The 12,535-nt window shown below is 70.4% G+C and carries 9 protein-coding genes and 1 pseudogene; 5 read left to right on the top strand and 5 right to left on the bottom strand.

The genetic code is table 11. The annotated features are described in order from the left end of the window. Window positions 1-2 precede the first annotated feature (2 nt). A complete protein-coding gene (locus ACHMXE_RS14295; RefSeq protein WP_203203098.1) occupies window positions 3-1,277 on the bottom strand; it encodes a Glu/Leu/Phe/Val dehydrogenase in 1,275 nt (424 codons plus the stop codon). Between the two features lie 277 nt (window positions 1,278-1,554). On the opposite strand from ACHMXE_RS14295, the gene ACHMXE_RS14290 reads away from it, so the two are divergent. After that, entirely contained in the window at window positions 1,555-2,034 is a 480-nt protein-coding gene (locus ACHMXE_RS14290; RefSeq protein ID WP_209542897.1) for a hypothetical protein, read from the top strand. Between the two features lie 15 nt (window positions 2,035-2,049). On the opposite strand, the pseudogene putA reads toward ACHMXE_RS14290, so the two are convergent. Beyond that, a pseudogene (gene putA / locus ACHMXE_RS14285) lies at window positions 2,050-5,026 on the bottom strand (bifunctional proline dehydrogenase/L-glutamate gamma-semialdehyde dehydrogenase PutA). Between the two features lie 112 nt (window positions 5,027-5,138). On the opposite strand from putA, the gene ACHMXE_RS14280 reads away from it, so the two are divergent. Next, window positions 5,139-5,606 carry an Lrp/AsnC ligand binding domain-containing protein gene (locus ACHMXE_RS14280; protein ID WP_395349831.1) on the top strand — a complete coding sequence of 156 codons (468 nt, stop codon included), beginning with the start codon at window positions 5,139-5,141 and terminating at the stop codon, window positions 5,604-5,606. A gap of 10 nt (window positions 5,607-5,616) precedes the next feature. On the opposite strand, the gene ACHMXE_RS14275 is transcribed toward ACHMXE_RS14280, so the two are convergent. Next, a complete protein-coding gene (locus ACHMXE_RS14275; protein WP_395349829.1) occupies window positions 5,617-6,318 on the bottom strand; it encodes a YggS family pyridoxal phosphate-dependent enzyme in 702 nt (233 codons plus the stop codon). A 51-nt stretch (window positions 6,319-6,369) separates the two neighbouring features. On the opposite strand from ACHMXE_RS14275, the gene ACHMXE_RS14270 reads away from it, so the two are divergent. Together ACHMXE_RS14270 and ACHMXE_RS14265 are read left to right on the top strand one after the other, a co-directional pair. After that, on the top strand, window positions 6,370-7,413 hold the full coding sequence (locus ACHMXE_RS14270; RefSeq protein WP_203203102.1) for a type IV pilus twitching motility protein PilT: 1,044 nt from the start codon (window positions 6,370-6,372) through the stop codon (window positions 7,411-7,413). Window positions 7,414-7,438: 25 nt separating this feature from the next. Then, window positions 7,439-8,575 (top strand): PilT/PilU family type 4a pilus ATPase, encoded by a 1,137-nt coding sequence (locus ACHMXE_RS14265; protein ID WP_203203103.1) that lies wholly within the window; start codon window positions 7,439-7,441, stop codon window positions 8,573-8,575. A 15-nt stretch (window positions 8,576-8,590) separates the two neighbouring features. On the opposite strand, the gene ACHMXE_RS14260 is transcribed toward ACHMXE_RS14265, so the two are convergent. Continuing rightward, window positions 8,591-10,624, bottom strand: a complete 2,034-nt coding sequence (locus tag ACHMXE_RS14260) for an MFS transporter (RefSeq protein WP_395349825.1) — start codon at window positions 10,622-10,624, stop codon at window positions 8,591-8,593. Between the two features lie 104 nt (window positions 10,625-10,728). Here ACHMXE_RS14260 and ACHMXE_RS14255 point away from each other — a divergent pair, with 104 nt between their 5' ends. Continuing rightward, window positions 10,729-11,637, top strand: a complete 909-nt coding sequence (locus ACHMXE_RS14255) for an NAD(P)-dependent oxidoreductase (protein WP_395349824.1) — start codon at window positions 10,729-10,731, stop codon at window positions 11,635-11,637. Window positions 11,638-11,704: 67 nt separating this feature from the next. Here ACHMXE_RS14255 and ACHMXE_RS14250 read toward each other — a convergent pair whose 3' ends face one another. After that, complete coding sequence (locus tag ACHMXE_RS14250; RefSeq protein WP_281080937.1) at window positions 11,705-12,496, bottom strand: BON domain-containing protein; 792 nt, start codon at window positions 12,494-12,496, stop codon at window positions 11,705-11,707. Between the last annotated feature and the right edge of the window lie 39 nt (window positions 12,497-12,535).

Genomic DNA, 12,535 nt, shown 5'->3' with positions numbered 1-12,535 from the left:
CATCAGGGGTACAGTCCGCGCTCTTGGCGCGCCATCAGGATCCGCTCGCAGGCCACCGCGTAGGTCGCGGTGCGCAGGGTGATCTTGTGCTTGTCGGCCGTGTCCCAGATCTGGTTGAGGGCGTTCATCATGATGCGGTCGAGGCGCACGTTGATCTCGTCCTCGTCCCAGAAGAAGGACGAGAAGTCCTGCACCCATTCGAAGTAGCTGACGGTCACGCCGCCGGCATTGCAGATCACGTCGGGCACCACCAGCACGCCGCGCTCGGCGAGGATGTCGTCGGCCTGCGGCACGGTGGGGCCGTTGGCGCCCTCGAGCACCAGCTTGGCGGTGGTCGTCTTCGCGCGCTCGGCCGTGATCTGGCCTTCGAGCGCGGCGGGGATCAGGATGTCGCAGGCGACGCTCCAGAAGTCCTCGTTCGGCACGATGTCGCCGCCGGCCTTGAAGCCGACCACGCCGTCGGTGCGCGAGATCGGCACCAGCTGCGCGAGGTCGAGGCCCTTGTCGTTGACGATGGTGCCGGTGTGGTCCTGCACCGCGACGATCTTGGCGCCCGCCTCGGCGAACAGCTCGGCCGCGACCGAGCCCACGTTGCCGAAGCCCTGCACCGCGATGCGCGCGCCGCGCAGGTCGAGGCCGAGGCGGCGCGCGGCTTCGCGGCCGGTGACGAACACGCCGCGGCCGGTGGCCTTGACGCGGCCCAGCGAACCGCCCAGGTGCAGCGGCTTGCCGGTGACCACGCCGGTGGCGGTGCCGCCGACGTTCATCGAGTACGTGTCCATCATCCACGCCATGATCTGGCCGTTGGTGTTGACGTCGGGCGCGGGGATGTCGGTGTGCGGTCCGATGATGATGCCGATCTCGCTGGTGTAGCGGCGCGTGATCTTCTCGAGCTCGTTCTGCGACAGCTTCTTCGGGTCGACGCGGATGCCGCCCTTGGCACCGCCGTACGGCAGGTTGACGGCGGCCGTCTTGATGGTCATCCAGGCCGACAGGGCCATCACTTCCTCGAGCGTGACGTCGGGGTGGAAGCGCACGCCGCCCTTGCCCGGGCCGCGGCTCATGTTGTGCTGCACGCGGTAGCCCTCGAAGTGGGCGATGGTGCCGTCGTCCATCTCGATCGGCACGTCGACGATCAGCGCGCGCTTGGGGCGCTTGAGGGTTTCGACCCAGCGGGCGAGCGGGCCCAGGTAGGGCACCACGCGATCGACCTGCGACAGGTAGGTGCCCCAGGGGCTGTTGGCCGTCGGCGTGACGAAGGAGAGTTTTTCGCTCATGAGAGTCCCTTGGTTGGAATGATGGGCGAACGATAGTCCCGTCTCGCGCGCCGCGCCATGGCTTATGCATGCCGCGACAGGCGGTTATGCAAGAGTCGCTTGACGCCCTCGCGCGGGGCTTTTTCGCGGCGGCGCGGCAGATGACGAAATCGTCATCGACCGGTTATCGACCGCCGGTTTGCGCTCCCTAGAGTCGATGGCAAGGAAGGACGAAGACCACGCGCTTCGCTCCCACCGGGTTCAACCACCACGTCCCCCCATCGAAAGGAACGACGACATGAAGACTTCGCAACACCGCCCCACCCGCACCGTCCGCGCCACCCGCCTGCTGGGCAGCGCCGCCTTCGCCGCGCTGCTGGCCGCCACCGCCGCGCCGAGCTTCGCGGGCAACTACGGCGAGGGCGATCCGCGTCCCGCGTCGTTCAGTTCGTCGACCACGCGCGAGGCCGTGACGGCCGAGACGCGCCAATGGCTCAGGACCGCGCCCACGCAGGGCTACACCGACGGCACGCCGCAGCAGCAGGTGACCACCGTGTCGGCCAACAGCCGCGCCGCGGTGGCCGCCGACACGCGGTTGTGGATGCGGTCGGGGCTGGCGGCGAAGCAGTCGGGCGAGACCGGCGCCGACCCCACGCGCCCGGGCTATCGCCAGGCGGTTGCGGAATACACGCGGCTGCGCGCGAGCCCGGCCTACGGCGCGCTGATCGAGCAGCTCGATCGCCAGGCCGCCGCGCATGGCCAGAGCACGCTGCGCTGAAGGCGCGCGGTGGCGCTACGCCACCGTGCTCAACAAGGCCGCGTTGCCGCCCGCGGCCGTCGTGTTGACCGTCACGGTCTGCTCGGCGCAGAAGCGCGGCAGGTAAGTTCGGGCCGCCCGCCTTGGGCCCGGTGCCGCTGAGCCCTTCGCCGCCGAAGGGCTGCACGCCGACCACCGCGCCGATGATGTTGCGGTTGACGTAGACGTTGCCCACGTGGGCGCGCACGGCCAGCGCCTGGGCGCGCGAATCGATGCGCGTCTGGATGCCGAGCGTGAGGCCGTAGCCGAGCGCGTTGATGCGCTCGATGACCTCGGCCGGGTCGCTCAATGCGCCCCGGCCCCAGCGCACGATCTGCAGCACGGGGCCGAAGATCTCGCTGCGCACGTCCTCGATGGCACCCACTTCATAGGCCGCCGGCGCGATCAGGGTGGACGATGCGTCGTCCGTTGCCGCGGGCGCCAGCACGCGCTTCGCTTCGCGGTCCAGCCGCGCCAGATGGCGGCGGATGTTGTCGGCCGCCTCGCGGTCGATCACCGGGCCCACATCGGTCGCGAGCAGCGCGGGATCGCCGGCCGACAGCTCGGCCGCCGCGCCGCGGATCATCTCGATCACGCCGTCGGCGATGCCCTCGTGCAGCACCAGCAGCCGCAGCGCCGAGCAGCGCTGGCCGGCCGAGCGGAAGGCGCTCTGCACGACGGCATCGGCCACCTGCTCGGGCAGCGCGCTCGAGTCGACCAGCATGGCGTTGATGCCGCCGGTCTCGGCGATCAGCGGGACGATCGGGCCGTCCTTGCCCGCCAGCGTGCGATGGATGATCTTCGCCACCTGCGTCGAGCCGGTGAACACCACGCCGGCCACGCCGGGCGCGGCCACCAGCGCGGCGCCCACGGTCTCGCCAGCGCCGTGCAGCAGCTGCAGCGCGTCGGCCGGAACGCCCGCGGCATGCAGCAGCGCGACCGCTTCGCGCGCGATGGCCGGCGTCTGCTCGGCGGGCTTGGCGAGCACGGTGTTGCCGGTGGCGAGCGCGGCCGCGACCTGGCCCGTGAAGATGGCCAGCGGGAAGTTCCACGGGCTGATGCAGACCCAGGGCCCGCGCGCGGTGAGCCGCAGCTCGTTGCGCTCGCCGGTCGGGCCGGGCAGCAGCACGGGCTGCATCAGGCGCTCGGCCTCGTCGGCGTAGTAGCGCAGGAAGTCGATCGCCTCGCGCACCTCGGACACCGCATCGCCCCAGGTCTTGAAGGCTTCCTTGACGAGCAGCGCGCACAGGCGCGGCAGTTGCGCCTGGAAGGTGTCGGCCGCGCGGCGCAGCGCGGCGGCGCGCGTTGCCACCGGCGTGTTGCGCCAGGCGCGGAAGGCGGCGGCGCTCGCGGCCACGGCGCGCGCGGCGCTCGCGGGATCGGCCTCGAGCACGACCGGCACCGCGGTCGCGGCCAGCGCGGCGAACAGCGGCACGCGCATGGCGTCGACCGTGAGGTCGAGCCCGTCGCTGTTGCGCCGCGCGGGCGCCGGACCGTAGAGCAGCGGCGGCAGCGGCAGTTGCGGGCTCTCGCGTTCCAGCCACAGCGGCGAGACCAGCAGCGTGGCGATGGGCACGCCGGGGTCACCGAGCTGGTTGACGAAGGAGGAGTTGGCGCCGTTCTCGAGCAGGCGGCGCACCAGGTAGGCCAGCAGGTCCTTGCGGCGGCCGACCGGCGCGTACACGCGCACCGAGGCGCCGGTGTGCTTCATGACCTCGCGGTAGACACCCTCGCCCATGCCATGCAGCCGCTGCAACTCGAAGGGCGCGCCCTGCCGCTGCGCCATCTGCAGGATGGCCGCGATGGTGCCCGCGTTGTGGGTGGCGAACTGCGGATAGATCGCGTCGGGCGCGGCCAACAGTGCCTGCGCGCAGGCCAGGTAGCTGACGTCGCTGTGGTGCTTGTGGGTGAACACGGGATAGTGCGGCAGGCCGAGTTCCTGCGCGCGCTTGATCTCGGCGTCCCAGTAGGCGCCCTTGACCAGCCGGCACATCAGCCGCAGGCCGTAACGGCGCGCGATCGCGGTCACGTGCTCGATCAGCTCGAGCGCGCGCGTCTGGTAGGCCTGCAGCGCGAGGCCGAAGCCGCGCCATTGCGGATGCTCGGCGGCGACGCGGGCCGCGAGCGCGTCGAACACGTCGAGCGAGAGCTCGAGCCGGTCGACCTCCTCGGCATCGATGGTGAGGTTGAGGTTGGCCGCGGCCGCGCGCTCGCACAGCAGCCACACGCGCGGCACCAGCTCGCGCAGCACGCGGTCGCGCTGCGCGTCCTCATAGCGCGGATGCAGCGCGCTGAGCTTGATCGAGATGCCGTCGTTGCGCTCGGGCGCGGCGGTGGGATCGGCGCCCTGGGCGATCGCGGCGATGGCGCGGGTGTAGCTCTCGAGGTAGCGCAGGGCGTCCTCGTCGGTGCGCGCGCCCTCGCCGAGCATGTCGTAGCTGAAGCACAGGGCGGACTGCTTGCGGTGCGCGGCGCGCGCCTCGTCCATCGCCTCGGCGATGGTCTGGCCCAGCACGAACTGCCGGCCCAGCAACTGCACCGCGCGCAGCGTGGCGGCGACCACGGTGCGCGCGCCGAGCCGGGCCATCAGGCCGGGCGGATGGTCGGCCTCGGGCAGGAAGCGCTTCGACATCGCGATCGCGGCCGACGACAGGCGCGACAGCGTGGAATCGGCCGCGCCCTCGAAATCGGCGCGGCCGAGCTGGTCGGCCGTGAGCGCGATGGCGGTCTCGGCATCGGGCACGCGCAGCAGCGCCTCGGCCAGGCGCATCAGCGCGAGGCCCTCGGCGCTCGAGATCGGGTATTCGCGCAGCAGGCTCTCCATGGCCCAGAACGGCGGCGGATGGTCGCGCACCGCCTGCACCCAGGGCGTGGCAACGGTCGAGGCCGCGGTCCAGTCGAGCGCACCCTCGAGCAGGGCGAGTCGATGGGCGACGACCTCGGTCTCGGGTCGGTAGGGGTCGGGCAGGCGCATGTCTTCTCCTTGGTTGGATTGGCTATGGTCCATGCCTTGACGGCGAATCTTTCACCAAAATTCGGTTGCTTTTCCGGATAATTCACCAGAACCCCTTGCCACCCCGCATTCCATGACCGACCTGGACCGCGTCGATCTCCGGCTTTTGAAGATTCTTCAGGAAGACGGCCGCATCACCAACCTCAAGCTGGCCGAGGCGGTGGCGCTGTCGCCGACGGCGGTGCTCGCGCGCGTGCAGCGCCTCACGCGCGAAGGCTTCATCCGGGGCTACGAGGCGCGGCTCGACGCCGAGCGGCTGGGCCGCGGCTTCACGGTCTTCGTCGAGGTGCTGCTGGACCGCACCACGCCCAACGTGTTCGACCAGTTCAAGGCCGCGGTGCAGGTGCGCGAGGAGATCGTCGAATGCCACATGGTGGCCGGCGGCTTCGACTACCTGCTGAAGACGCGCATGGCCGACATGGCGGCCTACCGCGACTTCGCGGGCACGGTGCTGTGGCAGCTGCCGGGCGTGCGCGAGACGCGCACCTATGCGGTGATGGAGGAAGTGAAGAGCAGCGCGCGGATCCCGCTGGGGATCTGAGCCGTGCCGCTCAGGCCACCTTCCGCGGGCGGCCGCCGAAGATCGCCGTGCCGATGCGCACCATGGTGCTGCCCGCGCTGACCGCCGCCTCGAGGTCGGCGCTCATGCCCAGCGACAGGGTGTCGAGCGCGATGCCGGCGCCGCGGATCTCGTCGAACAGCGCCTTCGCGCGCAGGAACAGCGCGCGCTGGGCCTCGAAATCGGGCGCCGGTTCGGGGATCGCCATGAGCCCGCGCAGCACCAGCTGTGGCAAAGCCGCCACAGCGCGCGCCAGCGGCAGCGCCTCCTCGGGCGTCACGCCGGACTTGTTGGCGCCACCGTCGACGTTGACCTGCAGGCAGACCTGCAGCGGCGGCAGGTGGGCCGGGCGCTGGGCCGAGAGCCGCTCGGCGATCTTGAGCCGGTCGATGCCGTGCACCCAGTCGAACTGCTCGGCCACGGGCCGCGTCTTGTTGCTCTGCAGCGGGCCGATGCAGTGCCATTCGAGGCCGGCGCGCAGGTCGGCCAGCGCGGCGATCTTGTCCAGGCCTTCCTGCACGTAGTTCTCGCCGAAGGCCGCCTGCCCGGCGGCATGCGCCTCGCGCACCGCCTCGGGCCCGAAGGTCTTCGATACCGCCAGCAGCCGCACCGCGCCGGGGTCGCGGCCGGCGTCGGCGCAGGCCTTCGCGATCCGCTGTCGCACATGCTGGAGGTCGTCGCCAATCATCGTCATAATCGTCCAAATTCGTATCAAAACGTCACCGAAACCCGATCGAGGAGCCCCGTGGACATCACCCAACTGCTCGCGTTCAGCGTCAAGAACAAGGCTTCCGACCTGCATCTGTCGGCCGGCCTGCCGCCGATGATCCGCGTTCACGGCGATGTGCGCCGCATCAATGTCGATGCGCTGGACCACAAGGCGGTGCACGCCATGGTCTACGACATCATGAGCGACACCCATCGCAAGCACTACGAAGAGTTCCTGGAGGTCGACTTCTCGTTCGAGATCGACGGCCTGGCGCGCTTCCGGGTCAACGCCTTCAACCAGGCGCGCGGGGCGGCCGCGGTGTTCCGGACCATTCCCTCGAAGATCCTCACGCTCGAGCAGCTGAATGCGCCCAAGATTTTCGGCGAACTCGCGCTCAAGCCGCGCGGCCTGGTGCTGGTGACCGGTCCCACGGGCTCGGGCAAGTCGACCACGCTGGCCGCGATGATCAACTACCTCAACGAGAACGAGTACGGCCACATCCTCACGGTCGAGGACCCGATCGAGTTCGTGCACGAGTCGAAGAAGTGCCTGATCAACCAGCGCGAGGTCGGGCCGATGACCCTGTCGTTCTCGAACGCGCTGCGCTCGGCGCTGCGCGAGGACCCCGACGCCATCCTGGTCGGCGAGTTGCGCGACCTCGAGACCATCCGCCTGGCGATGACCGCGGCCGAAACCGGTCACCTGGTGTTCGGCACCCTGCACACCTCGTCGGCCGCCAAGACCATCGACCGGATCATCGACGTGTTCCCGGGCGAGGAGAAGGAGATGATCCGCGCCATGCTGTCGGAGTCGCTGCAGGCGGTGATCTCGCAGACCCTGTGCAAGACCAAGGACGGCATGGGCCGCGTGGCGGCGCACGAGATCATGCTGGGCACCTCGGCCATCCGCAACCTGATCCGCGAGGCCAAGGTGGCGCAGATGTACTCCACCATCCAGACCGGCCAGGGCCAGGGCATGCAGACGCTGGACCAGAACCTCACGGACCTGGTGCGGCGCAATACGATCTCCGCCGCGGAAGCCCGCAGCAAGGCCAAGATCCCCGAAAACTTCCCCGGCTGAACCCCAGCCCTCCGGAGCCCCCATCATGGAACGCGATCAAGCCAGCCAGTTCATCAACGACCTGCTCAAGCTCATGGTGAGCCGCAACGGCAGCGACCTGTTCATCACGGCCGACTTCCCGCCCGCGATCAAGGTCGACGGCAAGGTCACCAAGGTCTCGCAGCAGGCGCTGGGCGCGCAGCACACGCTGGCGCTCACGCGCTCGGTGATGAACGACCGCCAGACGGCCGAGTTCGAGCGCACCAAGGAGTGCAACTTCGCGATCTCGCCGACCGGCATCGGCCGCTTCCGCGTCAACGCCTTCGTGCAGCAGGGCAAGGTCGGCATGGTGCTGCGGACCATTCCCGCCAAGCTGCCGACCATCGACGACCTGGGCATGCCGCAGGTGCTCAAGGACGTGTCGATGACCAAGCGCGGCCTGTGCATCCTGGTGGGCGCCACCGGCTCGGGCAAGTCGACCACGCTGGCCGCGATGATCGACTGGCGCAACGAGAACTCCTTCGGCCACATCGTCACGGTGGAGGACCCGGTGGAGTTCGTGCATCCGCACAAGAACTGCGTGGTGACGCAGCGCGAGGTGGGCATCGACACCGACAGCTGGGAGGCGGCGCTCAAGAACACGCTGCGCCAGGCGCCCGACGTGATCCTGATGGGCGAGATCCGCGACCGCGAGACCATGGAGCACGCGGTGGCCTTCGCCGAGACCGGCCACCTGTGCATGGCCACGCTGCACGCCAACAGCGCCAACCAGGCGCTCGACCGGATCATCAACTTCTTCCCCGAGGAGCGCCGCGCGCAGCTCCTGATGGACCTGTCGCTGAACCTGCGCTCGCTGGTCTCGCAGCGCCTGGTGCCGACCGAGGACGGCCTGGGCCGCGTGGCGGCGGTCGAGATCCTGCTGAACACGCCGCTGATCTCCGACCTGATCTTCAAGGGCGAGGTCGGCGAGATCAAGGAGATCATGAAGAAGAGCCGCAACCTCGGCATGCAGACCTTCGACCAGGCGCTGTTCGACCTGTTCGAGGCCCATGCGATCAGCTTCGAGGATGCGCTGCGCAATGCCGACTCGGCCAACGACCTGCGGCTGCAGATCAAGCTCAACAGCCAGCGCGCGCGCAGCACCGACCTGGCCGCGGGCACGGAGCACTTCGCGATCGTCTGAGCCGGCGCGCCGCCTTCAGTCGATCTGCCGCTGCCAGGCGGCGAACACGCCCGCCGCGAGCGCGACCACCGCGATCGCCGTGAAGCCGTCGAGCGAGGCCATGAAGGTGGCCTGCTGCTCGAGCGTGCGCCACAGGGTGCCGAGCGCCATCGCATGCGCCTCGCCGGCCGCATGGCCGAGCGCCGCGAAATTCCGCGTCAGCCCGTCGAGCGCCTGCATGAAGCCCGCGTTGCCGGGGTTGGCCGATTCGGCGAGCCGGGTTTCGTGCAGCGCGAGCCGGTGCTGCTGCAGCGCGATCACGCTCGAGGTGGCGAAGGAGATCGCGAGCTGCCGCACCAGGTTCTTGAGCCGGTAGCCGTGCGCGAAGTCCTCGGCCGCGAAGGGCCGGAAGGTGAGGTTCGCGACCGGCAGCACCACGAACAGCATCAGCAGGCCGCGCAGCAGCAGCGGCCCGACCAGCGCCTCGCGCCCCGACTGCGGCGTGACGCGCGCGAGCCAGGCGGAGGCCAGCGCGGCGATCGCGAAGCCCGCGACGATCAGCCACTTCTTGCGCGCGAGGCGCGCCGAGTAGCGCAGGTAGACGAACACCAGCAGCCCGGTGGCGAGCGACATCGCGCCCGTGAAGTAGCCGGTGTTGCCCACGCTGAAGCCGAGCCCGCCTTCCATCAGCCGCGGCAGCAGGTAGCTGAAGCCGGTCGACAGGTAGTAGTAGACGACGTAGAGCGCGAGCCCGACGCGAAAGCCCGGCTGCCGCAGCGCATGCAGCCGCACCAGCGGCGCGGGATGGTGCCACTGGTGCCAGCCGAACCAGGCGAGCCCCGCGAGGCCGGCCAGCGCCAGCCCGACGAGCGCGGGCGAACCGGTGAAGAGTTCGAAGTGGGTGCGCGTGAGCACCACCTGCAGCGCCGCCTGCGCGAGCGCGAACACCAGGTAGGGCGCATGGTGCGGCGCGGTGCGCTCGTGCGGCTCGACGTCGCCGAGGTCGGGCAGCGCCCACAGCACCAGCAGGCCGATCGACACCGCCACCGGCACGGTGCTGCCGAACAGCCAGCGCCAGTCGAAGTTCGAGACCAGGAAGGCGCCGGCCACAGGCGCCAGCGCGCCGCCGAAGACGATCAGCACCATGAAGGCCTTGAGCGCCCTGGCGCGGCGCTCGGCCGGCATGCCGATCTGGATCAGGATGCGGCAGGCGCCGAGCATCGGCCCGACGAAGTAGCCCTGCACGCCGCGCGCCAGCGCGAGCTGGGTGGCGCTGTCGGACCAGGCGGCGCCGAGGCCGCCCGCGGCGAAGGCGAACATGCACAGCGCGAGGTAGCGGCGATAGCCGAGCCGCTCGATCCACGCATGCTGCTGCAGGATGCCGAGCACCGCGCCCAGCGCGTAGGCGCTCGAGGCCCACACCAGCTCGTCGGTCGAGGCGTTGACGCCGCCGGCGATGTAGCTGGCGAAGAAGGCGAACAGCGCGTTGTCGAAGTAGTCGACCGCCGTGACCAGCCCGATCGCCCAGGGCATCCACGCCACGGCCGAGAGGCCGCGCGGATGCCTGGCGAGGGCCGGCGCGTTCATGGCGCCGGCCGCTCCGCGCGCCGCTGCGCGAGGGCCTCCTCCACCGGTTCGCCGGCCAGGCGGCGCTCGACGTAGTCGAGGTCGCGGCGCAGCTGGGCCTGCAGGGCCGCGGCTTCCTTGAGCTCGCGCCGCACCTGGGCCACGCGGGTGTCGAGCGTGGCGAGCTGCGCGCCCAGGGTCTCGCGCAGCGACTTGAGCGAGGCATTCGACAGCCGCGGGCGACCGCCCTCGGCCGGCGCCCTCCATCGGCTGGCGCAGCATCTCGGTGATGGTGGTGAGCGAGAAGCCCAGCGAGCGCATGCGCAGCACGCGCGCCAGCCGCTCGAGGTCGGCCGGTTCGTAGAGCCGGTAGCGGCCCTCGCTGCGCACCGGCACCACGATCCCCAGTTCCTCGTAGTACTTGAGCGTGCGCGGCGTCACGCCGAGCTGCGCCGCGGCATCGCGAACGGTGAGGGACTTGGGCGGGGGGGCCGGGGAGCTCATGGGGCGATTCTACTCCAACGTGTACGTTCACGTACATGTTTGGGCCGGCACGGCCATGTCCTCCAGGGTGCGGGCTGTCGCCGAATGGCTTTAAGCTCGGGCCCATGAGCAGCATCAACACCCGCACCTACGAATCCACTCCCGCGCAGACGGTGGCCTTCCTGGGCCTCGGCGTCATGGGCGGGCCGATGGCCGGCCACCTGGCCAAGGCCGGCCACAGCGTCACGGTCTACAACCGCACCGAAGCCAAGGCCCGCGCCTGGGTCGATGAGTTCGGCGCCCCCGGCCGCCATGCCGCCACGCCGCGCGAGGCGGTGGCCGGCGCCACCATCGTGTTCTGCTGCGTCGGCAACGACGACGACCTGCGCTCGGTGGTGCTCGGCGACGACGGCGCCTTCGCCGGCATGGCGAAGGGCGCGGTCTTCGTCGACCACACGACCGCCTCGGCCGACGTGGCGCGCGAACTCTCCAAGGCCGCGCTCGAACGCGGCCTGCAGTTCATCGACGCGCCGGTGTCGGGCGGACAGGCCGGCGCCCAGAACGGCGCGCTCACCGTGATGTGCGGCGGCGACGCGGCCGCCTTCGACCGCATCAAGCCGGTGGCCGCGGCCTTCGCGCACGCGGTCACGCTGCTCGGCGAGAGCGGCGCGGGCCAGCTCGCGAAGATGGTCAACCAGATCGCGATCGCGGGCCTGGTGCAGGGCCTGTCGGAGGCCATTGCCTTCGGCCAGCGCGCGGGGCTCGACATGCAGGCGGTGCTCGAGGTCATCGGCAAGGGCGCCGCCCAGAGCTGGCAGATGGACAACCGCGGCAAGACCATGATCCAGGGCAAGTTCGACTTCGGCTTCGCGGTCGACTGGATGCGCAAGGACCTGGGCCTGGTGCTCGACGAGGCCAAGCGCAACGGCGCGCGCGTGCCCGTGACCGCGCTGGTCGACCAGTTCTATGCCGATGTGCAGCAGTCGGGCGGCCAGCGCTGGGACACCTCGAGCCTGATCACGCGGCTGAAGTGACGACGCACACCCCGTGAATGACAAAGGCCCCTGAACGGGGCCTTTCTTCTTGGGGCAACGTTACGCTTCAGCGGATCGGGCTGGTCGTCACGCCACCGGCCGGCGCGGGCGCCGGTGCCGCATTCGGCAGCGGCTCCATCGGCGGCAGCGGCACGCGCGACGAGGTGCCGGGCTGCGGCTGCGAGGCCGGCGCCACGGGCGCGGGCGTGGAGACACCGGTGCCGCCGCGCTGGGCGCCGCTCAGGTCGGCTTCGCTCACCACCTCGACCACGCGCACCACCTTCTGCACGCCGGTCACGCTGCGCACCACCTCGGTCGCGCGGTCGGTCTCGCGGCGCGTGGCGATGCCCATCAGGTAGACCGTGCCGCGTTCGGTCACGACCTTGAAGGAGTTGGCGAAGATGTCCTTGGCATCGAGCAGCGAGGCCTTGACCTTGCCGGTGATGTAGAGGTCGTTGGAGCGGTCCTGGAAGGTGCTGGGCGCGCCCAGCGTGATTTCGTTGACCACCGAGCGCACGTTCTCGGCGCCGCGCACCACGTCCTCGACGCGGCGGCGGTCGGCCTCGTTGCCCACCGCGCCGGTCAAGAGCACCTGGCGGTTGTAGCTGGTCACGCTGACGTACATCTGGTCGTTGGCGATGTCGCGCACGCGGGCCGCGGCGCGCAGTTCGATGCCCTGGTCGTCGAGCTGGGCGCCCGAGCTGCGGCGGTCGGTCGCCACCATGCCCACGCCCACCGCCGCCGCGCCGCCGACCACCAGCGGCACGCAGGCCGAGAGGCCCGCGACCAATGCCGCGCCCGAGGCGAGTGCGAGAACGAGGCGGTGCATGGCGCGAGGCGTCGAGGCGGTCTTCTGCATGTGTGATTCCCTGGAATGGAGGTGCGAGACGGGCCCTGC

Source organism: Variovorax sp. UC122_21, from assembly GCF_044056785.1.
Lineage (GTDB): Bacteria > Pseudomonadota > Gammaproteobacteria > Burkholderiales > Burkholderiaceae_C > Variovorax.
The sequence above is the reverse complement of the archived record's forward strand: the minus strand, read 5'-3'. Positions and strand labels throughout refer to the sequence as shown.